This window comes from Bradyrhizobium sp. 956_D2_N1_4, from assembly GCF_052076025.1.
In the GTDB taxonomy this organism is placed as follows: Bacteria; Pseudomonadota; Alphaproteobacteria; order Rhizobiales; family Xanthobacteraceae; genus Bradyrhizobium; species Bradyrhizobium barranii.
In genome coordinates, this window is sequence record NZ_CP197237.1 from 7,340,736 (window position 1) to 7,367,244 (window position 26,509).

The window sequence follows — 26,509 nt, forward strand, 5'->3', positions numbered from 1 at the left end:
AAACTTCACTGCGAGAGTTGTACGCGCGGATAGATACCCCTCACCCGTCTCGCCGCTACGCGGCGAGCCACCCTCTCCCACAGGGGGAGAGGGGGAAAGGTCAGCGCTCCACGCGATACGCCTCGATCTGCGCCTTCAGCGCATCCAGCGACGCTAGCGGCGCCTCAGGATCGACGCGATACTCTCCACGCGCCAGCCAATTCAGCACCATCGCGTCCACCGCCGGCGAATGGTGGATGACGTCGCTGTAGTTATCGAGATCGTGCGTCACGTCCCTGATCGCGCGGAAATCGTATAGACGCACATTCGGAAGCTGCGTCAGCCGCTCGGCGATTCGCGCGGTGAGGTCGGTGACGATCTTCAGCGTCGCAGGCGAGGCATCGCGCATCGCGACGAACTGCAGGACCGAATAGGGCGGCAAGTAGATGTCGAAGGTCACGTCCGGATGACGCGTGATCAACCCGGCGGCGTCGCGCTCGAAATGCCGGAGCATGGCGTCGTAGCCATAGCCTTCGCCGAGGAAGCGGCTGCGCACGGGGCTCGTGATGTAGGCGAACGAGGCAAGCGTCTTCTTCGCATTGTAGTCACGCGCGACGTCGAAATCGCGCGGCAGCGCGTGGATGTCGTCGACGTCGGACAGCGCGAACTTGACGGGGAGAAACGGCGCCGCCTGGGTCAGCTTCTGCTGCAGCGGCGGGATCGACCGCAGCAGCGCGAACAGGGATTCCTTCGCCATCGCGGCGCTGAACAGATAGGACGCGATGCCCTTCGTTGTCTGGCGATAGAGATCGACGGACAGAAAGGGATCGGCCTCGATATCCGCCGCATCGACAAAGATGAAATCGTCCATCGCCCAGATCACGCGCCGGGCGCCGCGCTCGATCGCCCGCTCCAGCACAAAGCCCTGCTGGCGCGAATTGGACCCGGTCATCGCCAGCTTGAGCGAGTGGACGCCGAGCGCGCGATCGATGTCGCTCTGGCGGAAATGGATCGCGAGCGATGTGCCCATGAAGGCGGTGTCGAACGACTGGCTGCGGATCAACCCGGCATTCTGCACGCGCGTGTCGTCGGAATAGAAGGCGGTGAGACGCGAGGGGCGAAACAGTTGCAGGGGATCGACGAGATAGGTGAGCACCGCCGCGCCCAGCACGCAGGCGATGCTGGCGAGCAGAAGACGTCTCAGATGTGTGAAATTGCCTCGCATCAGAACCGAAAATAGATGAATTCGCTGTGGCTCTGGATGCCGAGAATCCCGAGAGCGAGCACCAGCGACGCGCCGTAGAGAAACAGCGGCCGTATCCGCCCTGCCGGCAGGACCTCGCCGACCCTGCGATTGTCGTGATCGTATCCCATGATTCCTTGCGTGTTCGGCGCCAGCCACACCAGTGCGGCGTAGATCGACACCAGAACCAATGCGGCGATCTCCTCGCGGCCGAGGACGATATTCGACGGATCGGCCATCGCGTGGAGGACGCGCAGCGCCCAGGTAACGCTCTCGGCGCGGAAGAAAACCCAGGCCACGACGACGGCGAGGAACGTCAGCATGGCTCCGACAATGCGGGCCGGGCGCACGAGCAACGCCGGGACGTTGGGCACCAGCGCGTTGAAGGCATGATTGACGCAGAGATAAGCGCCATGCAGCGCGCCCCAGGCGACAAAAGTCCAGGCCGCGCCGTGCCAGAGCCCGCCGAGCAGCATCGTGATCATCAGATTGACGTAGCGCAGCACGCGGCCGCGGCGATTGCCGCCGAGCGAGATGTAGAGATAGTCGCGCAGGAACTGCGACAAGGTCATGTGCCAGCGGCGCCAGAACTCGACGATGCTGGTGGCCTTGTAGGGTGAGTTGAAATTCACCGGCAGGAAGATGCCGAACATCAGCGATATCCCGATCGCCATGTCGGAATAGCCGGAGAAGTCGAAATAGAGCTGGAACGTGTAGGCGAGCGCACCACACCAGGCCTGATCAAAGCTCGGCGAGCGCGCCTCGAAGGCGAGCGCCACCAGCGGCTGGATGCCGTCGGCAAGGCAGGTCTTCTTGAACAGGCCGATCGCGAAGATGACGATTCCGCACATGATCAGGTGCGCGTCCGGATACTTGGTCTCCTTCCGCTCGAATTGCGGGATCATGTCCTTGTGGTGGAGGATCGGCCCCGCGATCAGATGCGGAAAGTAGGTCACGAACAGCGCATAGTGCGGCAAGGCGTAACGCGCGACCTGGCCACGATACGCATCCACCAGGAACGCGATCTGGGTGAAAGTGTAGAAGGAGATGCCGACCGGCAGCAGGATGTGGACCGCAACATGCGTGCCGGCCAGCGCATTGATGTTCTCGGCGACGAAGCCGGCATATTTGAAGATGCCGAGCACGAGGAGGTCGCCGACGACGCCGAGCGCGAGCGCCGCCTTTCGTTGCATTGGGGCGAGCTTCGCCGCGATCAGGAGATAGCCGACGCCGTAGTTGAAGGCGATCGAGATCAGCAGCAGGCCCACGAACTGCCAGCTGCCGATGGCGTAGAAGGCGAGCGAGGCCAGCGCCAGCCAGATCACCGGCGCCAGATTGCTGCGCCGCCCGAGCCAGAAATAGCCGGCCAGCACGGCCGGCAGGAACAGCAGGATGAACGAGTAGGAATTGAACAGCATCAGGCTGGACCGGAGGCGGGAATATCGCCCCTAAAGCATACAAGGGGGCGATCAACAACCCGGCGACTTGGCGCAGTCCTTGGCGCAGCGGCGCTGGCAATTCGCGGAATCGGGACGATATAAGGTGGAACACGGCGAGCGATGCGGCGCGCCTTTCTTCTCCCTCTCCCCGATCTTACGGGGAGAGGGTTGGGGTGAGGGGCCTCTCTCCGCGGATGAGATTGCCGAGGGACCTGTACCCCCCTCACCCGGATTGCATCTTCGATGCAATCCGACCTCTCCCCGCAAGCGGGGAGAGGTGAAGAACGGCGACGCACGGATACGAATGAGGACCGAGTGACACAAGCCAAGACACCTTCCCAGCCCCCCGTCGCCCCGCGCCGGCCGCATTCCTTCACGCGGCACGGGATCACCGTGACCGACGACTATGCCTGGCTGAAGGACGAGAAATGGCAGGAGGTGCTGCGTGATCCCGCCGTGCTCGATCCCGACATCCGCAAATATCTCGATGAAGAGAACGGCTACACCGAGAGCCTGCTCGGTCACACCTCGACCCTACAGAAGACGCTGGTGCGCGAAATGCGCGGGCGGATCAAGGAGGACGATTCCAGCGTGCCCTCGCCCGACGGCCCGTTCGCCTATTTCCGCAGGTTTCGCGAGGGTGGGCAGCACGAATTGTTCGGCCGCATGCCGCGCGACGGTGGCGAGGGCCATATCGTGCTCGACGGCGATGCGCTCGCGAAGCACCACAAATACTTCAAGTTCGGCGGCAGCCGCCACTCGAACGACCACAAGCTGCAGGCCTGGAGCGCCGACACCAAGGGCTCGGAATATTTTTCCATCCGCGTCCGCGACTGGGCCACGGGCAAGGATCTTGACGATTTGGTCGAGGAAACCGACGGCGGCATCGTCTGGAGCAAGGATTGCAAGAGCTTCTTCTACGTGAAGCTCGACGACAACCATCGCCCGATGCAGGTGTGGCTGCACAAGCTCGGCACCGGGCAGGCCGACGACACGCTCGTCTACGAGGAGCAGGATTCCGGCTGGTTCACCCATCTGCATGAGAGCACCAGCGGCCGCTTCTGCGTGATCGCGGGCGGCGATCACGAGACCTCGGAGCAACGGCTGATCGATCTCGCCCACCCCGAAGCGCCGCCGCGCCTGGTCGCAGCGCGCGAGGACGGCGTGCAATATTCGCTGGCCGACCGCGGCGACGAGCTCTTCATCCTCACCAATGCCGATGACGCCATCGATTTCAAGATCGTCACCGCGCCGCTTGGGGCACCCGAGCGCAAGAACTGGCGCGACCTGATCCCGTATCGTCCCGGCGTCTACATCATCGACCTCGATCTCTATGCCGGCCATCTGGTGCGGCTGGAGCGCGCCAATGCGCTGCCGTCGGTCGTGATCCGCGATCTCGCGACCAGGGACGAGCACGCCATCGCCTTCGACGAGGCCGCCTATTCGCTGGACACGATGGGCTCCTACGAATTCGAGACGACCAACTTGCGCTTCGCCTATTCGTCGATGACGACGCCGTCGGAAGTCTATGACTACGATATGGTCAAGCGCACGCGGACCTTACGCAAGCGCCAGGAGATCCCGTCGGGCCACGATGCGGCCGACTATGTCACGACGCGCATCATGGCCAAGGCGCATGACGGTGCCGAGGTGCCGGTGTCGATCCTCTATCGCCGCGGGCTGAAGCTCGATGGCTCGGCGCCGCTGCTGCTCTACGGCTACGGCTCCTACGGCATGGCGATGCCGGCCTCGTTCAACGCCAACCGGCTGTCGCTGGTCGACCGCGGTTTTGTGTACGCCATCGCCCATATCCGCGGCGGCGCCGACAAGGGCTGGGGCTGGTATCTCGACGGCAAGCGCGAGAAGAAGATCAACTCGTTCGACGATTTCTCAGCCAGCGCCCGCGCACTGATCGATGCGAAATACACCAGCGCAAAACGCATCGTCGGCCATGGCGGCTCGGCCGGCGGCATGCTGATGGGCGCGGTGGCAAACCGCGCCGGCGAGCTGTTCGCGGGCATTGTCGCCGAGGTGCCGTTCGTCGACGTGCTCAACACCATGCTCGACGACACGCTGCCGCTGACGCCGCCGGAATGGCCAGAGTGGGGCAACCCGATCGAGAGTGAGAAGGATTTTCGCACCATCCTGTCCTACTCGCCGTACGACAATGTCGCGGCGAAGGACTATCCGGCGATCCTGGCGATGGGCGGCCTGACCGATCCGCGCGTGACCTATTGGGAGCCGGCCAAATGGATCGCGCGCCTGCGCGCGACCATGAGCGGCGGCGGCCCAGTGTTACTCCGCACCAACATGGGCGCCGGCCACGGCGGCGCATCGGGGCGCTTTGACCGGCTGGATGAAGTCGCAATCGTGTACGCGTTTGCTCTGTGGGCGGCGGGGATGGCGGAGGCCGGGGTGTAGCGACACCTACCGCCGTCGTCCCTGCGAACGCAGGGACCCATACCGCGTGATTTATCGGAAGAGGGCGGGAGCAGTACCGACGAAGACTTCTTGACTGCGGTCTTCGCCAAACTGCTCCCTGGGGTTATGGGTCCCCTGCGTTCGCAGGGACGACAGGGGAGATTGTGGGACGATTTACCATCCCACAAGGCATCGCCTCACACCGCCCCATGCGCCTCCACGTAAAGCGCATACACCGAGTGGCTGCTCGCCATATAAAGCCGGTTGTTCTTCGGGCCGCCGAAGCAGAGGTTGGCGCAGCGTTCGGGCAGCTTGATGAAGGCGAGCGGCTTGCCGTCGGCGTTGAACACCATCACGCCGTCGAGATCTTCCGACTTGCCCCTGAGCTGAAAGACCTTGCGGCCGCCGATGTCGGTGGGTTCGGATTGCAGCGCGCCGTTGGAGCCCCAGCCGCACCAGAGATTGCCGTCGCGATCGACGCGAAAACCATCGAGCGAGGCCTGGTCGGCGGCATCGATCAGCTTGGTCTTGCCGCTCAAGCTGCCGTCGTCGCCGACATTGTAGCTCCAGATGCTGCGGTTGGGCGTGCCCTTCCATTCGACGATGTAGAGCTTCTTCTCGTCCGACGAGAAGGCGAGGCCGTTGGGATTGACGAGGTCGGTGAGGACGGCGCTGATCTTGCCGTCCTTGGCGATGCGATAGACGTTGGTGGTGGCCTGCTCGGACTTCTCCTTGTTGCCTTCCCACTCGCCGTTGATGCCGAACAAGGGATCGGTGAACCAGATGCTGTCGTCGGACTTCACCACGATGTCGTTCGGCGCGTTCAGCCGTTTGCCCTCGAACTTGTCGGCAAGAACCGTGATCTTGCCGTCCTTCTCGGTGCGGGTGATGCGGCGGGTCACGGAGTGCTCGCAGGTGACGAGGCGGCCCTGGCGGTCGCGCGCATTGCCGTTAGCGTAATTGGCGTTGGCGCGGAACACGCTGGTCTGCCCGGTCTTCTCGTCGAACTTCATGATCCGGTTGTTGGGAATGTCGGAGAACAGCAGATAACCGCCCTCGGGGAAATAGGCGGGACCTTCGGCCCAGCGCATGCCGGTTGCGACCTGCTCGACCGTCGAGGAATAGAGCCGGTATTTTCCAAAGCTCGGATCGAGGATCTGGACGGCGGGATCGGGGTAGCGCTGGTTGGGCGTGAACGGAAACGACTGGGCACCGGCGGTGCGGGCGAGAAGTGCGGACGCCGCCGCCGCACCGGCGCCAGCCATGAGACTACGTCGCGTGAAATTCATAAGTATCCTCCCTGCTCGATAAAAGGCCGGCGCTTGATGCGCCGGCTCGTTTCTTGACGTGACTTCGCTTCGGCCTAGCGGCCGTTCTTCTTCCGCCATTCCGCAAAGTCAGTGAGCGTCTGCGGATCGGTGGCGGGATAGAGACCGAAGATGCCGCGGCCTCGGCCTACTTCCTCGGTGACGAAGTCTTCGAACGCGGTCATTTCGAAGGTTTCATTCGCGATCTCGTCGGCGAGATGCGCGGGGATCACGATGACGCCGTCGCTGTCGCCGAGAATGACGTCGCCCGGGAAAACCGGCGCATCGCCGCAACCGATCGGCACGTTGATCTCGATCGCCTGGTGCAGCGTGAGGTTCGTCGGCGCCGAGGGACGATGATGGTAGGCGGGAATGCCTAGCTTCGCGATCTCGGCGGAATCGCGAAAGCCGCCATCGGTGACGACGCCGGCGACGCCGCGCTTCATCAATCGCGTCACCAGGATCGCGCCGGCCGAGGCCGCGCGCGCGTCCTTGCGGCTGTCCATCACCAGCACGCTGCCGGGCGGACAATCCTCGATCGCCTTGCGCTGCGGATGCGAGCGATCCCTGAAGACGTCGATGGTGTTGAGGTCCTCGCGCGCCGGCATGTAGCGCAGCGTGAAGGCCTCGCCGACCATGGTCGGCTGGTCGGCGCCGAGCGGGTGCACATCCTGGATCATCTGGATGCGCAGGCCGCGCTTGAACAGCGCGGTGGCGACGGTGGCGGTGGAGACGGATTTGAGCTTGTTGCGTGTGGCTTCGCTGAGTTTGGACATCTCGTACTCTCTCATCTTCGTCATTCCGGGATGCGCCGGAACGGCGCAGGCCCGGAATCCATACTCACGATCGTGGTTATGGATTCCGGGCTCGCCGCTTCGCGGCGCCCCGGAATGACAGGTTGCTAGTAGATTGACGGCTCGCCGATCGGCGCGCCGAAATCGGTCTCCAGGAAGTCGAAGTCGCAGCCGTCATTGGCCTGCTTGATGTGCTTGGTGAACATCCAGCCATAGCCGCGCTCGAAGCGGCGCTCGGGCTGCTTCCAGGCGGCGCGACGCTTTTCGAGCTCGGCTTCGCTCACATCGAGATTGATGGTGCGCGCTGCGACGTCGAGCGTGATGCGGTCGCCATTCCGCACCAGCGCCAGCGGGCCGCCGACATAGGATTCGGGCGCAACGTGCAAAATGCAGGCGCCATAGCTGGTGCCGCTCATGCGCGCGTCCGAGATCCGCACCATGTCGCGCACGCCCTGCTTCACGAGCTTGGTCGGGATCGGCAGCATGCCCCACTCCGGCATGCCCGGCCCGCCCTGCGGCCCTGCATTGCGCAGGATGAGGATGTGATCCTCGGTGACGTCCAGGTTGGGATCGTCGACCGCCTTCTTCATCGACGGATAGTCGTCGAACACCAGCGCAGGCCCGGTGTGCTTGAGGAAGCGCGGCGCACAGGCGCTCGGCTTGATGACGCAGCCGTCGGGCGCGAGATTGCCCTTGAGCACGGCGAGCGCGCCCTCCTTGTAGATGGGGTTATCGACGCCGCGGATGACATCGGCATTGTGCACTTCGGCGCCTTCGATGTTTTCGCCGACAGTCTGACCGGTCACGGTGATGCAGTCGAGATGCAGATGCGGCTTGATCTGCCCCATCAGCGCCGGCAGGCCGCCCGCATAGAAGAAGTCCTCCATCAGATAGGCGTCGCCGCTCGGCCGGACGTTGGCAATGACCGGCACCTTGCGGCTCGCGATCTCGAAATCGTCGAGGCCGATGTCGAGGCCGGCGCGACGGGCCTGTGCGATCAGATGGATGATCGCGTTGGTCGAGCAGCCCATCGCCATCGCGACCGCAATCGCATTCTCGAACGCCTTGCGGGTCTGGATCGTCTTCGGCGTCAAATCCTCCCACACCATCTCGACGATACGGCGGCCGCATTCCGACGCCATACGGATGTGGTTGGCGTCGGCGGCCGGAATCGAGGAGGCGCCCGGCAGCGTCATGCCGATCGCCTCGGCAATCGCGGTCATGGTCGAGGCCGTGCCCATGGTCATGCAGGTGCCGTAGCTCCGCGCAATGCCGGCTTCGATATCGAGCCAGTCTTTGTCGGAAATCTTGCCGGCGCGCCGCTCGTCCCAGTATTTCCAGCCGTCGGAGCCGGAGCCGAGCGTCTTGCCCTTCCAATTGCCGCGCAGCATCGGTCCCGCCGGCAGATAGATCGCCGGGATGTTCATCGAGGTCGCACCCAGCAGCAGCGCCGGAGTGGTCTTGTCGCAGCCGCCCATCAGCACCACGCCGTCGACGGGATGGCTGCGCAACAGCTCCTCGGCGTCCATCGCCAGAAGATTGCGATAGAGCATCGTGGTCGGCTTCAAGAGCGATTCCGACAGCGACAATGCCGGCAACTCGATCGGCAAGCCGCCCGCCATCAGGATGCCGCGCTTGACGTCGTCGACGCGCGACTTGAAGTGCATGTGGCAGGGCTGCGCGTCCGACCAGGTGTTGAGGATCGCGATGATCGGGCGGTCCTTCCATTCCTCCGGGGCGTAGCCCATCTGCATCGTGCGGGAGCGGTGGCCGAACGAGCGGAGGTCGTCGGGCGCGAACCAGCGCGCGCTGCGGAGCTGGTCGGGCGTGATTTTCTTCTTGGTCATGATTGGGTGCCCCATTTCTGGACGGTGTTCCGCTCGATGGCGCGGAAGATCAGGTTCTCGACAAAAAGCCCGATGATAATCACCGTCAAGAGGCCCGCAAACACTGCGGGTATGTCGAGGAGGTTGCGGTTCTCGAAGATGAACCAGCCAAGCCCGCCCTGGCCCGAAGACACGCCGAACACCAGCTCGGCCGCGATCAGGGTACGCCATGCAAAGGCCCAGCCGATCTTGAGGCCGGTGAGAATCGAGCCGAACGCGGCGGGGATGAGGATTTTTGCGACGTAGGGCAGCCCGCGCAGGCCGTAATTGCGGCCGACCATGCGCAGCGTGTTGGACACGCTCTTGAAGCCGGAATGGGTGTTGAGCGCGACCGGCCACAGCACCGAATGGATCAGCACGAAAACAAGACTGCCGTTGCCGAGGCCGAACCAGATCAAGGCCAGCGGCAACAGCGCGATCGCCGGCAACGGATTGAACATCGCCGTAACAGTCTCGAGGAAGTCGGTGCCGATCCGCGTCGAGATGGCGAGCACAGTGAAGATCGCGGCCAACACGATGCCGGCCGAATAGCCCATGAACAGCACCTTCAGCGAGGTCCATGCCCGCATCGGAATGGTGCCGTCCTTGACCCGGTCGTACAGCGTCGCGATGGTGTCGTGCAACGTCGGAAACAGCAGCGGATTGTCGAGGGCGACGCCATAGGCTTCCCAGACCGCCGCCAGGAACAGGATGATGACGGTCTTGCGGACAAAACCGTCGTTCCACAACAGCTCCGGCACGCTCAGCTTGCGCTCGACCTCGCCCGCACCGCCGGTCGCGGCGACCGACGCGTCACGCAACAATATTCTCGCTTCGCCCATGACAGGCCCCCCTCAATGCGCCACAGCTTCGGCCGCGAACAGGAGATCGTGGATCTCCTTCTCCAGCCGGCCGGCGCCGCCGTCTCCATTCGAGACCTTGTCGACGTCGACGACCTCGGCCTTGACGCGGCCGGGATGCGGCGACAGCAGCAGGATGCGGTTGCCGATGCGGATCGCTTCCGCGATGGAATGCGTCACGAACAGCACCGTGAATTTTGTCTCGTTCCAGAGCTGAAGCAGCTCGTCCTGGCAGGTGCGCCGCGTCAGCGCGTCGAGCGCGGCGAACGGCTCGTCCATCAGCAGGATGTCCGGCTCCATCGCCATGCCGCGCGCGATCGCAACGCGCTGCTTCATGCCCCCGGACAGCGTGTGCGGATAGGCATCGACGACGCGGGTGAGTCCGACCTTCTCGATATAGGCCCGCGCGCGGGCCTCGGCGTCCTTGCGCGACAATTTTCGCGCGGTCAGCAACGGGAACATCACGTTGGCGAGCACGCTCTTCCAGGGCAGGAGCTGGTCGAACTCCTGAAAGATCATCATGCGGTCCGCGCCCGGACCATGAATCTCGCGATCGTTGATGGTCATGCGGCCCTCGCTCGGCGTCATGTAGCCGCCGACGGCCTTGAGCAGGGTCGACTTGCCGCAGCCGGACGGCCCGAGCAGCACGAAGCGGTCGGACCTGTCGACCGTGAAGCTGACCCTTTCGGTGGCGGTAACGACGGCGCTGGAGGTTTTGTAGCGCAGCGTCACAGAGCTGACGTCGAGCAGCGCCATCAGTTGCCCTTCAGGTCGTGCGCGACGGGGAGATAATAGTCCGTCCAGGCCTTGGGCTGGTTCTTCAGCGTGCCGGTCTTGAATAGATGGGCTGCGAATTTCATCGTGCCCTGCGGCTCGAGATTCCACTCCATCATGCCGGGCTCCTTCAGGAGATCGAGCAGCTCATCCACCGAGGTCTTGTCGCCGGTGATCTCCTTGTAGATCTCGACCGCCTGCTTGGTGTCGCTGCGGATCAGATCCTGCGCTTCCTTGGTGGCATCGCGCACCGCCTGGATGATCTTCGGATTGGCGTCGGCGAATTTCGTCGTGGTGAAGAACTGCGCCTGGCTCAGCGGACCGCCCATCACGTCAGGCGAATTCAGCACGACATGCGCGCCCGGCACGTTCTTCAGCTCCAGGAAAGTGAAAGGCGGGATCGAGAAGTGGGTGTGCACCTCGTGCTTGGGATTGGACAGCGCCGCATAGGCGTCGGGATGGCCGAGCTGCACGGTGTTGACGTCGAGCTTCGACCATTGGTCGGCGCCGAAGGCCTCCGCGGCCGCGATCTGGAGCACGATCGCCTGCGTCGAAACCTTCACCGTCGGCACCGCGATCTTGTCGCTCGGACCAAAATCCTTGATCGACTTGATGTTGGCGTCGCGGCTGATCAGCGTCATCGGCTGCGCCGAGGTCGCGACGATGCCCTTCACGCCGCCGCGGGTGCGGTCCCACAGCAAGAGAAGATTGCCGGTGCCGGTGTTGAGGATGTCGACGCCGCCGGCGAGCAGCGCATCGGTCTGCGCGCCGCCGCCGGAAAAGGTCACCCATTTGGTGGTGACGCCGGGTACGCCGAGCGAAGCTGCGTGCTTCTCGATCAGCTTCTGCTTTTCCATGATGTGGCTCGGCATGTAGAAAATGCCGGGCTGGCGCGACAGCGAGATCTCGGATTTCTGCTGCGCACGCGCCGCGGATACCGGCAGGACGGTTGCGGCGATCAGGGCGGCAGCCGCAAGCTTGCTACGAAGATGCTTGATCATTGTTGTGTGTTTCCTCCGGCCAGCGTCGAGCTGCGTTGACCCTGCTGATGCACTAATATATTAGTGCATCAAAGGCAAGCCCGCGGGACCCGCCATGGAAGCAACCGATACCGCGCCGCGCGCGGCACGACCCGCAAAAGCCGTTTCAAGGCTCGATCGCGCCCGCCAGGCCGCGCCGCAGGTGTTCGAGCGGCTGCGCAATGCGATCATCGCCCTGGAACTGCCGCCGGGCGCGCCCCTGTCACGCGCCGAGCTTGCCGGCCAGTTCGGCGTCAGCTCGACACCGGTGCGCGATGCGCTGATGCGGCTGGAGGAGGAAGGGCTCGTCGACGTGTTTCCGCAGCACGCGACCGTGGTCAGCCGAGTCGACGTCGGCCGCGCCGAGCAGGCCCATTTCCTGCGCCAGGCGCTGGAGCTCGAAATCGTCCGGATGCTCGCGGAACAGCATGACCAGGCCCTGGTCATCCGCCTTGACCACGCGATCGCGCTCCAGCAGCAATTCGCCAAGGCCGGGGACTTCGAGAGCTTCATCGCCGGCGACAATGATTTTCACGCGCAGCTCTACGCCGCCGCCGGAAAGCAAGACCTGTGGACGCTGGTGCGCAGCCGCAGCGGGCATATCGACCGGCTGCGCCGGCTGCATCTGCCCTCGCCCGGCAAGGCCCAGAACATCGTCCGCCACCACAAGCTGATCACGCGCGCGATCGAGGCCGGAGACGCTGACGCCGCGCAACAGCATCTGCGCAAGCACCTGTCGGGCACGCTCAGCGAGCTCGACAAGATCCGGAGCCACCATCCCGAATACCTGACCGATTAGGCCCGCGACACGATCCCGGCGTGCGTCAGGGACCGCATGTGCACGTAAGCATGCATATGGCCGACCTCGCCGGAATCGCGCGAGGCGGACAAGGTGTCGGCCGCGAAGTGCTTGCAGGCCGGACGGAAACCGCGCAACAATTTCGCATTTGATGCTTTGATTTGGGGTCGCTGGAACGTCCCATCCGGCCCGGAGGGTTTCAGACGTGGCCAACATCCTGATTGTGGATGACGACCCGGCCGTGCAGATCACGATCCGGCTGATCCTGGAGAGGGCCGGCCATCACGTCACCGCCGCCGGCGACGGCCACACGGGGCTTGCGCTGTTCGAGGCGAGCCGGTTCGACCTCCTGTTCCTCGACATATTCATGCCCGGCATGGACGGACTGGAGACCATGCGCCACATCCGGGTGCTGCAGTCGGCCCTTCCGATCATCGTCATTTCCGGCCGCGCCGTCACGCCGGACGCCTATGCCGAGCCGGACTTTCTGAAGATGGCGACCAAGCTCGGCGCGGTCGCAAGTCTGCAGAAGCCGTTCCGGCCGGACGCCCTGCTCGCCGCTGTCGACGGCTGCCTCACATCCGCGCCACAAGCCAATGCCGCCTCCGGCAGCCGATGACGGGGCGATCCATGTTGCAGCGTAGCAGGACATTCGGGACCGCTCGCGACGCGGCGCGAAGGCCGATATGACCCTCGCGACCCGGCTGGCCATCGCAATGATCCTGCTGGTCGCGGCTGCGGTCGCCGCTGTCGGATGGCTGAGCCATTACAGCCTGGAGCAAGCCTTCCTGCCGCGCGTGCTCGACCGAATCGAGGGCCACTCGCGGCTGCTGGCCTCGCAGCTCGAAGCGCATGTGAACGGCGCCCGCGCCGACGTTGCGACGTTCCGCTCCCGTGCCGCCGCGCGCGGCATGATCGATGCCCATTTCAACGACGGGGTCGATCCGGTCGACCACCTCTCGGAGAAGACCTGGCGCGACCGCTTGCTGACGCGCCTCGTGGCCGACGTCGGCGCCAACCCGGCCTACGCAAAATTCCGCATCATCGGTGCCGACGGCGTCGAGTATCTGCGCGTCGACCGCTCCGGCCCGAACGGAGCGGTGCGAGCAGTTCCCGACGATGCCTTGCAGAACAAGGGCGAGCGCTCATTCTTCCAGGCGGCGATCAAGCTGGCAGAAGACCAGGTCAGCGTCTCCCCGGTCGAACTGGACGTCGACGACGGCGTGGTTCAGATGCCCTATGTTCCGACCTTGCGCGTCGCGGCGCCCCTGTTTGGGTCCGATCACCGGCTGTTCGGCATCGTCGTCGTCAATGTCGACATGCGCCAGGTGTTCGACCGTATCAGGATATCGATCCGGAACGGTGAAGCGGTCTATGTGGTCGGCCGCAACGGCGATTATCTCGTGCATCCGGATCGCACCCGCGAGTTCGGTTCGCAACTGGGGACACCAACACGCTGGCAGGACGACTTCCCCTATTTCGCTGCCATCACCGGATCGACGCTGGGTGCGACCCAGGTCGTGCCGGGCAGTGACGGCAAGCCGAGCGGCACCGCGATCGCACCCGCAATCCTGGCCGAGGATCAGTGGGTCGGTGTCATCCGCGTCGTGCCCAACGCCGTCTTCATGGCGCCGGCCGTCACCATCGAGAAATCGACCATCACGATCGGCCTCATCGCGGTGCTGGTCGCCGCCATACTGGCCGTGCTGCTGGCGCGGTCGTTGACCCGGCCGATCGGGCAACTCACTGCGGCGGTCGAGTGGCTCGGTCGGGACAATTCCATCAGAATTCCAACCGACGCCCCCGGCGAGACCGGTGTGCTGGCGCGGGCATTTGCCCGTTTGATCGATGAAATGCGGGCGAAGACGGCAGCGCTGGAGCATGAGGTCGAGGAGCGGCGGCGCACCGAGGCCGCGCGCGACCAGCTCGCCGTCCGCGAACGCCTGTTCAGCGCGGCGGTCGAATCCTCCGACGATTCGATCGTCATGCAGACGCTCGACGGCATCATCATCGGCTGGAATGCGGCGGCCGAGCGCCTCTACGGCTATACGGCCGAGGAAGCGGTCGGACAGCCGACCTTGATCCTCCTGCCACCCGATCGCCGCGAAGAGGGCAAGGACTATCTGCGGCGGATTGCGACGGGCGAGCGGATCGAGCATTTCGAAACGGTGCGCCTGCGCAAGGACGGCAGTCCGGTCGAAATCTCGGTGAGCCTGTCACCGATCAGGGACGATTCGGGCGAGATCATCGGCGCGTCCGGCACGGCGCGCCGCCTGACCGATGCGCGACGGACCGAGCGCGCGCTGCAACAGCAGATCGAGGAACGGCGGCAGCTGTTCGACGCCTCAGAGGATCTGATCATGATCATGGATTCGCGGGGCCATATCGTGCAGGTCAGCCCGAGCAGCCAGGCCGTGCTCGGCTACCCGCCGGACGAGATGATCGGCCGCAGCGGCGTCGATTTCATCCATCCCGCGCATCTCGAGCAATCCCGCGAGGAGATGCGCGCGCTCCGGCGCGGCGGGCACCCCAGGCTCGCCGACACCCGCTGCATCCACAAGGACGGACGCGAGGTCTGGCTGTCCTGGCTCGGCAACTGGTCAGATCAGGCCAAACGCTTCTTCTTCGTCGGACGCGACATGACCGAGGCGAGGCGCGCGGAAGAGTCCTTGCGCGAAAGCGAGCTGCTCGCGCGCAATATCGTCGAGACCGCGCTCGACGCCTTCGTCCAGACCGACGAGCGCAGCACCATCCTGAACTGGAGCTCGCGGGCCGAGGAGCTGTTCGGCTGGCGGCGCGACGAAGCGCTGGGCAGGAATGGGGTCGACCTCATCGTCGCCGAGAGCGAGCGGGAGCGGGTCAAGGCCGGCCTCGCGCGCTTCCTCGAGTCCCAGGACGGCCAGACGCTCAACCGCCGCCGCGAGCTCACGGTTCGCCGTCGCGACGGCAAGGAATTCAGGGCTGAGCTGAGCGTCACGGCGCTGAGACGCCGCGAAGGCATTCTGTTCAACGTGTTCTACCGCGACCTCACCGACAAGATCGCGTCCGAGGAGCGCATCCGCCACGCCGACAAGATGGAGGCGGTCGGCCAGCTCACCGGCGGCGTGGCGCATGACTTCAACAACATCCTCACCGTCATCACCGGGACGATCGAGATCCTGGCCGACGCGGTGGCGAAGGAGCCGGAGCTTGCGGCGATCACGAAGATGATCGACGAGGCCGCAGGGCGCGGCGCCGAGCTGACCCAGCACCTGCTCGCCTTCGCGCGCAAGCAGCCGCTGCAGCCGCGCGAGGTCGACATCAACGCGCTGATCATCGACACCGCAAAGCTGTTGCGCCCGACGCTGGGCGAGCAGATCCAGATCGAATCGGTGTTCGAGGACGAGAGCTGCGTCGCGATCGTCGACCCCAACCAGCTCACCACCGCGATCCTCAACCTCGCGCTCAATGCCCGCGACGCCATGCCCGGCGGCGGCAAGCTGATCGTGGAGACCGGCGCCGCCTATCTCGACGAGGTCTATGCCAGCGTCAACGACGTCAGGCCCGGACACTATGTGCTGATCGCCGTGAGCGACACCGGCACGGGCATTCCTGCGCACATGCTGGCCCGGGTGTTCGATCCGTTCTTCACCTCGAAGGGACCGGGCAAGGGCACCGGGCTCGGGCTTTCGATGGTCTACGGCTTCATCAAGCAGTCCACGGGCCACATCAAGATCTACAGCGAGGAAGGCCACGGCACCACGATCAAGATGTATCTGCCGCCCGGCAAGACGGCCGCGGCCGTGGGCGAAGGCGTGACGCCGTCGACGATCGAGGGCGGACACGAGACGATCCTCGTGGTCGAGGACGACCGGCTGGTGCGCGACTACGTGCTGGCGCAGCTGCATTCGCTCGGCTACGTCACCTTGCAGGCCGCGAACGCCGCGGAGGCGCTCACGATCGTCGCCACCGGCAAGCCGTTCGACCTGCTGTTCACCGACGTCATCATGCCCGGCAAGTTGAACGGACGGCAGCTTGCCGACGAGGTGTCGAAGACGCGTCCGGACCTCAGGGTGGTCTACACCTCAGGCTATACGGAGAACGCGATCATCCATCACGGCCGGCTGGATTTAGGCGTGCTGCTGCTGGCGAAGCCGTATCGCAAATCCGATCTGGCGCGGATCATCCGCAAGGCGCTGAGCAGTTGAGGAACCGTGTCCCGGACAAGGCGCAGCGTGCAACGCTGCGGCGCAGAGCCGGGGCACGAGAGAGATGGCCAGTCGCGTTACGACGCGCGCTGGGCCGCGGTCATCACGATGCGGATCAGATCGGCGGCGTTGCGCGCCCCGAGCTTCTTCATGATGTTGGCGCGATGGTCCTCGATGGTGCGTGGGCTGATGCCGAGCGTGCGGCCGGCTTCCTTGTTGGACGCACCGGAAGCGAACTGCTCGAGCACCTCGCGTTCACGCCGCGTCAACGGCTCGCGTCCGGGGAAGTGCAGCGAAGAGAATTTCGGCGACACGCTCTCTGCCTGCCTGCGTGCATAGGCTCCGATCGCCTCGTCCAACCGGCCGACGATCTCGCTGCCGCGGAACGGCTTTTCGATGAAATCGAGCGCGCCGCTCTTGATGGCGCCCACCGCCATCGAGATGTCGCCCTGCCCGGAGATCATGAAGATCGGCGCCGGATAATCTTCGCCCTGCAGTTCCTTCAGAATGTCGAGGCCCGACTTTCCGGGAATGTGCACGTCGAGCAGGATCGCAGCCGGCGTACGGTTCCGCGCGACGGAGAGCAGCGCTGCGCCGTCCGCAAAACAGATCACCTCATAACCCGCCGCCTTCAACACCATCGACAAGGTGTCGCGAACCGCAGGGTCGTCGTCGACCACGAAGATTTCACCACGAGAGGTTTGCTCGGCCATGTGCCACATCCAGTTGGCATTACGGACTCGCGTCCGCGCCAACCGTTATGGCGTTCGGCGCGGATTCGGCCCACCCGTATTTGTACGGGACATAGACTTAACGCACAAGTAGCGGCATTGCGCCTAATTGCAGGAGACGGAGAATATCCATGCTAAATTTGGCCGATACGCTGCCGCTGGTCGCAATATCCGAGGCCGACAGCCAACGATTGATCGCCGCCGACCTTCGCTTGCTGATCGCGCAGATCGAGACCAGTATGCGCCGGATCGCCGCAGCCATGGATCAAGAACACAGCAACGATCCGGAAGGTTCCGCCGACGTCTTCATACTCGACGACGTCACGCCGCGTTATGCCACCGCGAACGCCGCTCTCAACGCCTGCCGGGCAGGCCTCGGCCACGCCCTGCAATACCTGTCTGAATCCGGCAATCCGGCTTGAATTGCGACCGGCGCGGCGCAGTGCCCGCGTCCGATCGCATGGCAGCTCCGCGCCTCAGGCGCGGTGCCGTTCCACGATCGCGTCGGTAGCGACGCCACCCCAGGTGTGGATCGCCGGCAGCCCCATTGCGGTCTTGCCGAGATTGGCGAGGCTGATCCGCAGCGCGGCGAGATCGAGCGGCTTCGGCAGGCCCTGGAGCTGGATCCCGACGGAACGAGCGAAGCTGCGGGCGGCGCTGCGGCGCTTGCCGTCCATACCGCTGATGACGATCACGTGGCCTGCGAATTTCGCCGCCGCCATCTCGCGCAGCACGTCGATGCCGTCGCCATCCTCCAGCACGAGATCGAGCGTCACGCAGTCGAAGCGGGCGGCGCGGAGCTTCTCGATCGCCTCGGCGACGGACGGCGCCACCGTGACTTCATGGCCGGCCTGCTTGGCGGCGACCGTGATCAGGCTGCGCTGCGTGGCGTCGTCGTCGACCACCAGGAGCTGAAGCGCACGCCGCTCGGCGACGTCGGGCAGATTTGACGGGATGGGGGAGAGGGAACTTCGGGGCATTGCCGTATCCTGAGATTGAGACGGGCAATTTCTACACGGCTCGCGCTTAGGCCACGTAAAGCCGGTGCGGCGAATTCGTCCGGATGTTTTAGCAAATATGAACCAACGTCGCGGAAAGCGGCGACGGGGCGCGCGGGACGAGGCCTATCTGGTGATCATGCTGCCTCGTCACGGCCGCCGGCGGCGCCGCGCTTCTTCCGGTTCTTGCCGCGCAGGAACTGGATGTCCATTTCGGCACCGTTGACGCGCACCAGCTCGCAACGGCGATAGGCGAGCCCGGTCGACGACAGCAGCAGGAAGAATTCCTTCAGGTTCAATCCCTGGATCGAGCCGTCCACCGTAAGGATGGCGTCGGTGTCGGAAATCGCATTGAGCTTGCAGTCGCGCCGCCACGTGCCGTCGATCGCCATGATGCAGACATCATAGCCACGACTGAACGTGACGCGCTCCGCGCCCTTGCCATCCTCTGCCATGCCTATCGTCCTGCCAACACCGCCATGCGCGGCGGCGCGGCGCCGGCGAGAGCCGGTTTGGCTGCCGCTGCACGCGGGTCGTTCGGCTTGTAGAGGCCGCGACGATCCGGGATCGGCCTGAACGTGTCGGTCAGTCCGACCACGGTTTCGGCTGCACCCAGCACCAGGAAGCCGTCTCCCTCGATCTGGCGGGCCAGGCGGTTGAAGATGTTGATCTTGGTGTCCTGGTCGAAATAGATCAGCACGTTGCGGCAGAAGATGACGTCGAAGGTGCCGAGCTGGGCAAAATCATGCAGCAGGTTGAGCTGCCGGTGCTGGATCATCGCGCGCAGCTCGGGATTGATCTGCCACGTCTCGCCGGTCTGCTTGAAATATTTCATCAGCATCTGGATCGGCAGGCCGCGCTGCACCTCGAACTGGCTGTAGATGCCGGCCTTGGCCTTCTCGAGCACCTCCTGCGACAGGTCGGTCGCGATGATCTCGACGCGCCAGCCGGTCAGGGCCGCGCCCATCTCCTTCAAGCACATCGCCAGCGAATAGGGCTCCTGCCCGGTCGAGCCGGCGGCGCACCAGATGCGCACGCTCCGGCGGCCGGCGCGCGCCTTGATGACCTCAGGCATGATGGTGTCGCGGAAATGATCGAACGGGACCTTGTCGCGGAAGAAGAAGGTCTCGTTGGTGGTCATGGCTTCGACCACGCTGGTGACGAGCGCGCTCGAGCCGCCCTGCAGCTTCTGCACGAGCTCGCCGATCCCGGAGAGCCCGGCCTTGCGGGCGAGCGGCAACAACCGGCTTTCGATCAGATATTGCTTGTCTGCGGACAGGTCGAGCCCGGAATGATCCCTCAGGAACTTACGCAGATACTCATACTCGGTCGGGGTCACGGATAGCCTCTCGGAAGCTGTACTGGGGACACTCTGGCTCAAACGCTCGGGCCAGATACTCAGACCATGGCTTGTCCGACCGGGATCAAGCCGACTTCAGCGAATTTGTCGGCGATGATGTCTTTATCGAAGGGCTTCATAATGTACTCGTTGGCGCCGCCGCTGAGCGCCTGGGCGATATGAGCCACGTTGTTCTCGGTGGTGCAGAACACCACCTTCGGCTGGTCGCCGCCGGGCAGGCGGCGCATGTGGCCCATGAACTCGAAGCCGTCCATCACCGGCATGTTCCAGTCGAGCAGCACCGCATCGGGCAACTGCCGCTGGCAGATCTCCAGCGCCTTCGAGCCGTCCTCGGCCTCGGTAACTTCGAATTCCAGGCCTTCCAGGATCCGGCGCGCGATCTTTCGCACGACGCTGGAATCATCGACCACCAAACATGTCTTCATTTTGGTTCTCCGGCTTCGATGTTTCGGTTAGCTCAGGCTGCCATTTGCACTTCGGTTTTAAGCTCGAGGACGCGATCGACGTCGAGGACGACCATGAGCTGCCCGTCGAGGCGGTGGACGCCGCCGGCGAGCTTGGCCATGCGGGGATCGAGGTTGACGGGGTTCTCTTCCATGCCGGCCTCGGCAAGCCGCAGCACCTCGCCGATCTGGTCGATCAGGAGGCCGTAGGATTCACCGCGCAGGTCGACGCCGACCGCCATCGGGGCCTTGCCGTCCTCGGGCTTGGGCAGGCCGAGCCGGGCGCGCATGTCGACCACGGTGACGATGCGGCCGCGCAGGTTCAGCACCCCCGCGATCTCGCGCGAGGACAGCGGAACGCGGGTGACGCGCTCGGGCATGAACACGTCCTGGACGCGGGAGATCGGCAGGCCGAACAGCTGGCCGCCGATCATCGCGGTGACGTATTCGACCATGGCGCCTTCGCCGATCTGCGTCTTCTTGTTGCTCATAGCGGTATCTCCTGATCCCCAGTGCCGTTACGCCGCTGCCCGGCTCAGCTCGGAGGCGCCGGCGGCACCCGCGGTCTGCTCCTTCAGCGCCGCGATCAGACCGGGACGGTCGAACTTGGCAACATAGTCGTGGAAGCCGGCCTGACGGCCGCGCTCGATCGCCGCCGGCGACACCAGCGCGGACAGGCCGATGATCGGCATCGCGCCCAGATTGGTGTCGGAGCGGATCACCTCGGCGAACTCGAACCCGTTCATGTCGGGCATCTCGATGTCGGTCAGGACCACGTCGAAGCTCTGCGCACGCAGCGCAGCCAGGCCCTCCTGCGCGGTCGGCGCGGTGCGGACGCGGTAGCCGGCCGCCTTCAGCACCGGGGCCAGCATGTTGCGGAAGAAGGCCGAGTCATCGACCAGCAGCACCGACTGCGAGTGCTGCGACGGCTTCATCTCCTTGCGGGTGAACCAGTCGGCGAACGCCATCGGCAGGAAGTGGCCGACGTCGATCACCTCGGTGGCCTGGCCCTTGATCACGGCCGAGCCGAGAATGCCGGAGGCGGAGCCGCCGACCTCGATGTTGAGCCGTTCCTCGACGATGTCGATGATCTCGTCGACGACGAGGCCCATGGAGCGGCCGTCGTCCGCAAACACCAGGATCGGCTGGGCGCCCTGGCTGGCGATGGTGACGCTCTCCATGGCGACGAGCGGCATCAGCTGCTCGCGGTACTGCACCATGTAGCGGCCGTTGGAGAACTCGATCTTGTCGGCCGGGAGCTCTTCCAGGCGGGTGACGAGCCCGAGCGGGACCGCCTTGGGCTGGCTGGAGCCGGCGCGGAAGACAAGGAGCGAGGTGGTCTGCTCGCCCGATCCGATGTGATGCGCGCCGTTCTCGTCGCCCATGTCATGGGCCGAGGAGCCGGCGGCGCCGAGCGCTTTGGCAATGCCGTTGGGATCGATGATCATGATGACAGCGCCATCGCCCAGAATGGTGTTGCCGGAGAACATGTCGATGTGACGCAGTTTTGTCGACATCGGCTTCACCACGATCTCTTCGGTGTGGAAGACGCCGTCGACGACGATGCCAAAGGTCTGGCTGCCGACCTGGGTCACCACGATAAAACCGTTCTCGGGATCGCTGGCCGCGCCGTCGTCGATCTTGAGCAGCTTCTTGAGGTGGATCAGCGGCAAGAGCTTGTTGCGCAACCTGAGGACAGCGGTGTCCTTGATGCGCTCGATGCGGTGCTCGCTGTTGGCGCGGGCACGGACGAGCTCGACGACCGAGAGCTGCGGGATTGCAAAACGGTCGCCGGCGGCCTCGACGATCAGGGCCGAGACGATCGCCAAGGTCAGCGGGATCTTGATGGTGACGGAGGAGCCCTCGCCGGCGACGCTCTTGATGTCGATGGTGCCGCCGATCTGGTCGATATTGGTGCGCACCACGTCCATGCCGACGCCGCGGCCCGAGACCGAGGTGATGGCGGCCGCGGTGGAGAAGCCGGGCGCGAAGATGAACTTGTGGATCTGGGCTTCGCTCATCTTCTCGAGCTCGGCCTCGGTGACGAGACCGGAGGAGATCGCCTTGGCCTTGATCCTCTCGGTGTTGAGGCCGCGGCCGTTGTCGGCGATGCAGATGATGATGTGGCCGCCCTCGTGATAGGCGGACAGGCGGATGGTGCCCTGCTCGCCCTTGCCGCTAGCGAGCCGCTCGGCGGGGGTCTCCAGGCCATGGTCGGCGGAGTTGCGCACCATGTGGGTGAGCGGGTCCTTGATCAGGTCGAGCACCTGGCGGTCGAGCTCGGTGTCGGCGCCGTGCATCTCCAGCTCGATCTGCTTGCCGAGTTCGCTCGACAGATCGCGGACGATGCGGGGCAGCTTCTGCCAGGCATTGCCGATCGGCTGCATGCGCGTCTTCATGACGCCTTCCTGCAGCTCGGCGGTGACGTTGGACAGGCGCTGCAACGGCACCTTGAACTCGGTGTCCTCGTTGCGGCGGGAGATCTCCAGCAGCTGGTTGCGGGTCAAGACCAGCTCGGAGACCATGGTCATCAGATGCTCCAGCGTATCCACGTTGACGCGGATCGACTGGTTGGCGATGCGGTCGCCTTCGGCGGCGCCCTCGTCGGCCATCGACTTCTTCGGCGCGGCCTTTTCCTTGGCGGGCTTCGCAGCTTCCTTGGCGGCGGGCGCGGGAGCTTCAGCAGCCGGCGCGGGCTCGGCCTTGGCGACAGGGGGCGGCGCTTCGATCGCGGTCTCGCGGAAGGCGCGCTCGAGCTCGTCGAGCGAGACTTCGCCCGGACGTAAGGGGCGCTCCAGGGTCTGGTCGATCAGCGTGCCCTCGGTCATTTCTTTTTCTTTCGACGGTGCAACCTTTGCTTCGACGGGAGTGGGAGCTTCCGGCACGAGCGGCGGTGCATCAGCAACAGCACCTGCGGCCATAGCCGCCATGCCCTGCTCGACCATCGCTTCCAGCTTGTCGATGAGATCGCGGTCGGTGCCCTCGGGCTCGGCTTCGGTCGCCTCCAGCCCGGCGAGGATCTCCTTGATGCGGTCGATCGAGGACAGGATCACCGTCACCGCGCCGGCCGTCACCGGCATGCCGTCGCGGAATTTGCTCATCAGGGTCTCGCCGGCATGCGCCAGCGCTTCGAGCCGCGGCAGACCGAGGAAGCCGCACGTGCCCTTGATGGTGTGGACCAGGCGGAAGATGTTATCCAGGATCTTGGCGTTGTTCGGCTCCTGCTCGAACTTCACCAACTGATTGTCGACGGTGTCCAGGCTCTCGCTGGTCTCCGTCAAAAACTCCCGCAACAGATCATCCATGAGCTACGCCTTACTGAGCCGGACTTCGACGCCTGGGCCGCACCTGGAGTTCGGCGGAGGTCCGCGCCTGGATCGTTAGACAACCCCTTTCACGGTCCCGTTAATTTCAGCCTCCGTGCTAATACGGATATTGAAGACAAGTTTGCGCTTCGAGGCCTGCGATAGCGTCTTGCGACAAAAGCGGCGCCGCATCTCACGCGACAGGCGCGATAGGTAAACGCTCCGATAACAACACTGCGACGTGCGAAAAAAATCCCGCCGGCGAAGGACGATATGCACGGGCCGCGCGAATTGAATCAAATCACGCGCAATCAGAATCGCTCACGCGGCCGCCCGCTGCTCGCCTGCTCAATCTGCAACAGCTGCGCTTGCGGTAAACGGACGCTTATTTCGCGGCCGCCGCGATTGCTACCGCGCTAACCCAATTGCGAAGACAGCACGATGCGCCGCGAGGCAATCCTTGATGGCAGCGAGTAACGCATCCGGTGTAAACGGCTTGCGAAGGCAACGCGCAGCGCCGAGCTCCAGCGCCATCCGGAGGAAGTCGGGTGCGGGCGCGTTCAAATTTGCGAACGCGTAGCCGGACATCGCGATCAGCGGAATAGCCAGCGCGTGCTCGTGGAAGATCCGGATCGACTCGAACCCGCGCATATGCGGCATGAAGATGTCGATCATCATCAGATCGACCTGTTCGTTCTCGAGAGCGCGGAGGCCGGCTTCTCCTCCGTCGGCAATCGTCACCCGGAAATGATTCCGCTGCAGATAGATCTCGATGGCCATGCACACCATCGGGTCGTCGTCGACGAGAATATGGTGCAGGTCTGCCGTCCCCGTTTGAGTTTCCCATTTCGGCGATTCAAACGTCAAACCGTGGGGACGCCGTTCTCCTCTGGCTGGTCGAAACATTGATGCAAGCGTCAACGGTCCTGTCGGGAAATCAGGGGCAAGTGGTGCGACAGTCGCGGCGTCGCGAAGTCGCGCAGACCAGTCCCGGATGGCGAGAATGCGCGCTTGAGGGGAAGCCGCAGGTGCCGGTCGGGGTCCGATGACGGCGCAGATGCGATGCTAGCGGCTCATGATGGCCCCCTTGCCGCTTTTTCCTGCCGCCCGGCGCAAGACGGACGCCCCTAATTAACGCGCGAATCAGCGTGCGTTTCTCAATTTCCGCCGCAAATGCCGCAGCCTGTCTGCCCCCCAACGGGTATATGGACGGCCACACAACCTTTACAATATGTTTTGGTCGCCGTGCAACTGGATGACGCACAGGGCGCGGCGCCCGATCGTACCATCGAACGCGCCGGATTGACCTGCATGACCGCGAGCGGCCACCCGTCCAACCAGTTGCTGCAAATGCTCGGCGTGGCGGATTTCGATCTGCTGCGCCCCCATCTCGCGACAGTCGAAATGGTCAGGGAATCTGTCTTGGCCGAGGCAGGCGCCGCGCTGCGACATGTCTACTTCCCGCACGGCGGATCCGTTTCGATCACGGTGGGTCTCTCCGAGGGACAGATGATCGAGGTCGCGATGCTGGGCCGCGACAGCGCCGTCGGCGCCGGCGCGGCGCTTGCCGACGGCATCGCACCGACGGATGCCGCCGTGCTCTTCCCCGGGATTGCGTCTGTGCTCGAAATCGCGGCCTTCCGGGCGGTGGCGACCGCAAGCGCGCAGTTTCGCGGCCTGATGATCCGCCACGAGCAGGCGCTGCTCGCGCATGCGCAGCAATCCGTGCTGTGCAATACGGTGCACCCGGTCGAAGCGCGACTGGCGCGCTGGCTCCTGCGTGCCCGTGACCTGTCCGACAGCAAGTTCCTTCCGCTGACACAGGAGACGCTGGCGCAGATGATGGGCGTACGGCGCAACGCGATTTCCCTCGTCGCAAATGCGCTCCAGCGCGCCGGCATCATCCACTACACCCGCGGCCAGATCGAGATCGTCGACGAGCGCGCATTGGAAACGAAGTCCTGCGACTGCTATGCGGCGGTGAAGGGCTGCCACGCCCGCCTGCTGGGAGCCCCGCGGTGAAGATAGCCCGGCGCAACCGGCCTGCTGCATGCCGGTGTGCACACAGTGCAGCGGGGGCGCCATCGCAACCGGACATCTTGTCCCAATTGCCAATATATCCCGACGAGAACATGATCAAACTTATCCGTGCAGCGAGCAGCCCGTTCGCTTCGAGTTCGGGGGCTGACGAGACGGAGGCAGTCTTGGAAACGATGGCGCGCCCATCCAACGGTTTCCTGTCCGCACTGTCGGCGGAGGATTACGAATTAATCCGCCCGCATTTGCGCATGATCGATCTGCCGCACGAAGCGATCCTGGTGGAGACCGGCGAAACGCTCAAGCGCGCCTACTTCCCCCACCGCGGCGTCATCTCGCTGGTGGTGAAACTCGCCAAGGGCGAGCATGTGCAGGTCGCCATGGTCGGCCGCGACAGCCTGCTCGGAACGCTCTCGACCATGGGCGATGCCTGCGCGCTGAACACGGCAATCGTGCTGGTCCCCGGTGCCGCCTCCGTGATGGACCTCGACCGGCTGCGCGACGCGGCCGACCAGAGCAGCACCTTGCGGACGCTGCTCACCCGTCACGGGCTGGCCGTCTACGCACAGGTCCAGCAGACCGCGGGCTGCAACGCCGCCCATCCGGTGGAGTCACGGCTGTCGCGTTGCCTGCTGCACACCCATGACCTGTCGGGCGATTACCGGCTGCTGCTGACCCAGGAGGCGATGGCGCAGATGATCGGGGCGCGCCGCAACAGCGTGTCGCTGGTCGCCAATACGTTGCAGCACGCCAATTTCATCCACTACAGCCGCGGACACATCCAGATCCTCAACCTGGACGGCCTGCGCCAGACGGCGTGCGAATGCTATGCCACCGTGAAGGCGCAGTACGACCGGCTGCTCGGCCCGCGCTGACCGGCGCCTTGGTAAACCGGCGGCTAACGCCGGCCTGCAAACACGGATCGTCCTGCTACCGGAACTGAAATTC

At 64.5% G+C, this 26,509-nt stretch carries 23 protein-coding genes; 7 read left to right on the forward strand and 16 right to left on the reverse strand.

Annotation, left to right across the window (positions count from 1 at the left end):
• Positions 1-100 precede the first annotated feature (100 nt).
• Positions 101-1,204 (reverse strand): hypothetical protein, encoded by a 1,104-nt coding sequence (locus AB7535_RS34720; protein WP_166058763.1) that lies wholly within the window; start codon positions 1,202-1,204, stop codon positions 101-103.
• A complete protein-coding gene (locus tag AB7535_RS34725; RefSeq protein ID WP_208067527.1) occupies positions 1,204-2,640 on the reverse strand; it encodes an MBOAT family O-acyltransferase in 1,437 nt (478 codons plus the stop codon). Before AB7535_RS34725 ends, AB7535_RS34720 begins: the two co-directional genes overlap by 1 nt.
• A 336-nt stretch (positions 2,641-2,976) precedes the next feature.
• Here AB7535_RS34725 and AB7535_RS34730 point away from each other — a divergent pair, with 336 nt between their 5' ends.
• Entirely contained in the window at positions 2,977-5,082 is a 2,106-nt protein-coding gene (locus AB7535_RS34730; protein WP_354113723.1) for a S9 family peptidase, read from the forward strand.
• A 197-nt stretch (positions 5,083-5,279) separates the two neighbouring features.
• Here AB7535_RS34730 and AB7535_RS34735 read toward each other — a convergent pair whose 3' ends face one another.
• The 6 genes from AB7535_RS34735 to AB7535_RS34760 form a co-directional block, all read right to left on the reverse strand.
• Entirely contained in the window at positions 5,280-6,371 is a 1,092-nt protein-coding gene (locus AB7535_RS34735; RefSeq protein ID WP_354113722.1) for an SMP-30/gluconolactonase/LRE family protein, read from the reverse strand.
• A 74-nt stretch (positions 6,372-6,445) separates the two neighbouring features.
• The gene (locus AB7535_RS34740; RefSeq protein ID WP_354113721.1) at positions 6,446-7,165 is read right to left on the reverse strand and encodes a ribonuclease activity regulator RraA; all 720 of its coding nucleotides are present in this window, start codon (positions 7,163-7,165) and stop codon (positions 6,446-6,448) included.
• Between the two features lie 125 nt (positions 7,166-7,290).
• A complete protein-coding gene (araD, locus tag AB7535_RS34745) occupies positions 7,291-9,030 on the reverse strand; it encodes an L-arabinonate dehydratase (protein ID WP_354113720.1) in 1,740 nt (579 codons plus the stop codon).
• Positions 9,027-9,890, reverse strand: coding sequence for an ABC transporter permease (locus tag AB7535_RS34750; protein ID WP_166058591.1), 864 nt, complete (start codon positions 9,888-9,890; stop codon positions 9,027-9,029). The genes araD and AB7535_RS34750 overlap by 4 nt, the downstream gene beginning before the upstream one ends.
• 12 nt (positions 9,891-9,902) lie before the next feature.
• Positions 9,903-10,664, reverse strand: a complete 762-nt coding sequence (locus AB7535_RS34755; protein WP_354113719.1) for an ABC transporter ATP-binding protein — start codon at positions 10,662-10,664, stop codon at positions 9,903-9,905.
• Complete coding sequence (locus tag AB7535_RS34760) at positions 10,664-11,683, reverse strand: ABC transporter substrate-binding protein (RefSeq protein WP_354113718.1); 1,020 nt, start codon at positions 11,681-11,683, stop codon at positions 10,664-10,666. The genes AB7535_RS34755 and AB7535_RS34760 overlap by 1 nt, the downstream gene beginning before the upstream one ends.
• Before the next feature lie 94 nt (positions 11,684-11,777).
• On the opposite strand from AB7535_RS34760, the gene AB7535_RS34765 reads away from it, so the two are divergent.
• The 3 genes from AB7535_RS34765 (at position 11,778) to AB7535_RS34775 (ending at position 16,687) form a co-directional block, all read left to right on the forward strand.
• Positions 11,778-12,500 (forward strand): GntR family transcriptional regulator, encoded by a 723-nt coding sequence (locus tag AB7535_RS34765; protein ID WP_247313243.1) that lies wholly within the window; start codon positions 11,778-11,780, stop codon positions 12,498-12,500.
• Between the two features lie 205 nt (positions 12,501-12,705).
• Positions 12,706-13,119, forward strand: a complete 414-nt coding sequence (locus AB7535_RS34770) for a response regulator (RefSeq protein ID WP_354113717.1) — start codon at positions 12,706-12,708, stop codon at positions 13,117-13,119.
• A gap of 67 nt (positions 13,120-13,186) precedes the next feature.
• Positions 13,187-16,687, forward strand: a complete 3,501-nt coding sequence (locus AB7535_RS34775) for a PAS domain S-box protein (RefSeq protein ID WP_354113716.1) — start codon at positions 13,187-13,189, stop codon at positions 16,685-16,687.
• Between the two features lie 77 nt (positions 16,688-16,764).
• Here the strand turns inward: AB7535_RS34775 and AB7535_RS34780 are convergent, their stop codons facing one another.
• Positions 16,765-17,400 (reverse strand): response regulator transcription factor, encoded by a 636-nt coding sequence (locus tag AB7535_RS34780; RefSeq protein ID WP_071916993.1) that lies wholly within the window; start codon positions 17,398-17,400, stop codon positions 16,765-16,767.
• A gap of 149 nt (positions 17,401-17,549) precedes the next feature.
• Here AB7535_RS34780 and AB7535_RS34785 point away from each other — a divergent pair, with 149 nt between their 5' ends.
• Complete coding sequence (locus AB7535_RS34785; RefSeq protein WP_354113715.1) at positions 17,550-17,840, forward strand: hypothetical protein; 291 nt, start codon at positions 17,550-17,552, stop codon at positions 17,838-17,840.
• A 54-nt stretch (positions 17,841-17,894) separates the two neighbouring features.
• Here the strand turns inward: AB7535_RS34785 and AB7535_RS34790 are convergent, their stop codons facing one another.
• The 7 genes from AB7535_RS34790 to AB7535_RS34820 form a co-directional block, all read right to left on the reverse strand.
• The gene (locus AB7535_RS34790; protein WP_063980464.1) at positions 17,895-18,398 is read right to left on the reverse strand and encodes a response regulator; all 504 of its coding nucleotides are present in this window, start codon (positions 18,396-18,398) and stop codon (positions 17,895-17,897) included.
• Positions 18,399-18,553: 155 nt separating this feature from the next.
• Positions 18,554-18,871 carry a hypothetical protein gene (locus tag AB7535_RS34795; RefSeq protein ID WP_014490546.1) on the reverse strand — a complete coding sequence of 106 codons (318 nt, stop codon included), beginning with the start codon at positions 18,869-18,871 and terminating at the stop codon, positions 18,554-18,556.
• Positions 18,872-18,873: 2 nt separating this feature from the next.
• Complete coding sequence (locus AB7535_RS34800) at positions 18,874-19,755, reverse strand: CheR family methyltransferase (RefSeq protein WP_085398203.1); 882 nt, start codon at positions 19,753-19,755, stop codon at positions 18,874-18,876.
• Between the two features lie 59 nt (positions 19,756-19,814).
• Positions 19,815-20,201, reverse strand: coding sequence for a response regulator (locus AB7535_RS34805; protein WP_018321619.1), 387 nt, complete (start codon positions 20,199-20,201; stop codon positions 19,815-19,817).
• Between the two features lie 32 nt (positions 20,202-20,233).
• Positions 20,234-20,710, reverse strand: coding sequence for a chemotaxis protein CheW (locus tag AB7535_RS34810; protein ID WP_071908600.1), 477 nt, complete (start codon positions 20,708-20,710; stop codon positions 20,234-20,236).
• A gap of 27 nt (positions 20,711-20,737) precedes the next feature.
• Positions 20,738-23,524: a hybrid sensor histidine kinase/response regulator gene (locus tag AB7535_RS34815; RefSeq protein WP_439037492.1), complete on the reverse strand. Its 2,787-nt coding sequence runs from the start codon at positions 23,522-23,524 to the stop codon at positions 20,738-20,740.
• Positions 23,525-23,932: 408 nt separating this feature from the next.
• The gene (locus AB7535_RS34820) at positions 23,933-24,430 is read right to left on the reverse strand and encodes a response regulator (protein WP_439037751.1); all 498 of its coding nucleotides are present in this window, start codon (positions 24,428-24,430) and stop codon (positions 23,933-23,935) included.
• Positions 24,431-24,835: 405 nt separating this feature from the next.
• On the opposite strand from AB7535_RS34820, the gene AB7535_RS34825 reads away from it, so the two are divergent.
• Positions 24,836-25,546, forward strand: a complete 711-nt coding sequence (locus tag AB7535_RS34825) for a Crp/Fnr family transcriptional regulator (RefSeq protein ID WP_354113569.1) — start codon at positions 24,836-24,838, stop codon at positions 25,544-25,546.
• A gap of 191 nt (positions 25,547-25,737) precedes the next feature.
• Positions 25,738-26,436 carry a Crp/Fnr family transcriptional regulator gene (locus AB7535_RS34830; RefSeq protein ID WP_038943206.1) on the forward strand — a complete coding sequence of 233 codons (699 nt, stop codon included), beginning with the start codon at positions 25,738-25,740 and terminating at the stop codon, positions 26,434-26,436.
• The last annotated feature ends 73 nt before the right edge of the window (positions 26,437-26,509 follow it).

Excerpts from the sequence above, each read along its gene's own strand:
- AB7535_RS34750 (WP_166058591.1), bottom strand. The coding sequence starts at position 9,890 with ATGGGCGAAGCGAGAATATTGTTGCGTGACGCGTCGGTCGCCGCGACC.
- AB7535_RS34815 (WP_439037492.1), bottom strand. The coding sequence starts at position 23,524 with ATGGATGATCTGTTGCGGGAGTTTTTGACGGAGACCAGCGAGAGCCTG.
- AB7535_RS34780 (WP_071916993.1), bottom strand. The coding sequence starts at position 17,400 with ATGGCCGAGCAAACCTCTCGTGGTGAAATCTTCGTGGTCGACGACGAC.
- AB7535_RS34775 (WP_354113716.1), top strand. The coding sequence starts at position 13,187 with ATGACCCTCGCGACCCGGCTGGCCATCGCAATGATCCTGCTGGTCGCG.
- AB7535_RS34765 (WP_247313243.1), top strand. The coding sequence starts at position 11,778 with ATGGAAGCAACCGATACCGCGCCGCGCGCGGCACGACCCGCAAAAGCC.
- AB7535_RS34740 (WP_354113721.1), bottom strand. The coding sequence starts at position 7,165 with ATGTCCAAACTCAGCGAAGCCACACGCAACAAGCTCAAATCCGTCTCC.
- AB7535_RS34795 (WP_014490546.1), bottom strand. The coding sequence starts at position 18,871 with ATGGCAGAGGATGGCAAGGGCGCGGAGCGCGTCACGTTCAGTCGTGGC.
- AB7535_RS34805 (WP_018321619.1), bottom strand. The coding sequence starts at position 20,201 with ATGAAGACATGTTTGGTGGTCGATGATTCCAGCGTCGTGCGAAAGATC.
- AB7535_RS34725 (WP_208067527.1), bottom strand. The coding sequence starts at position 2,640 with ATGCTGTTCAATTCCTACTCGTTCATCCTGCTGTTCCTGCCGGCCGTG.
- AB7535_RS34790 (WP_063980464.1), bottom strand. The coding sequence starts at position 18,398 with ATGCCCCGAAGTTCCCTCTCCCCCATCCCGTCAAATCTGCCCGACGTC.
- araD (WP_354113720.1), bottom strand. The coding sequence starts at position 9,030 with ATGACCAAGAAGAAAATCACGCCCGACCAGCTCCGCAGCGCGCGCTGG.
- AB7535_RS34810 (WP_071908600.1), bottom strand. The coding sequence starts at position 20,710 with ATGAGCAACAAGAAGACGCAGATCGGCGAAGGCGCCATGGTCGAATAC.
- AB7535_RS34755 (WP_354113719.1), bottom strand. The coding sequence starts at position 10,664 with ATGGCGCTGCTCGACGTCAGCTCTGTGACGCTGCGCTACAAAACCTCC.
- AB7535_RS34830 (WP_038943206.1), top strand. The coding sequence starts at position 25,738 with ATGGCGCGCCCATCCAACGGTTTCCTGTCCGCACTGTCGGCGGAGGAT.
- AB7535_RS34820 (WP_439037751.1), bottom strand. The coding sequence starts at position 24,430 with ATGTTTCGACCAGCCAGAGGAGAACGGCGTCCCCACGGTTTGACGTTT.
- AB7535_RS34825 (WP_354113569.1), top strand. The coding sequence starts at position 24,836 with ATGACCGCGAGCGGCCACCCGTCCAACCAGTTGCTGCAAATGCTCGGC.
- AB7535_RS34785 (WP_354113715.1), top strand. The coding sequence starts at position 17,550 with ATGCTAAATTTGGCCGATACGCTGCCGCTGGTCGCAATATCCGAGGCC.
- AB7535_RS34735 (WP_354113722.1), bottom strand. The coding sequence starts at position 6,371 with ATGAATTTCACGCGACGTAGTCTCATGGCTGGCGCCGGTGCGGCGGCG.
- AB7535_RS34760 (WP_354113718.1), bottom strand. The coding sequence starts at position 11,683 with ATGATCAAGCATCTTCGTAGCAAGCTTGCGGCTGCCGCCCTGATCGCC.
- AB7535_RS34720 (WP_166058763.1), bottom strand. The coding sequence starts at position 1,204 with ATGCGAGGCAATTTCACACATCTGAGACGTCTTCTGCTCGCCAGCATC.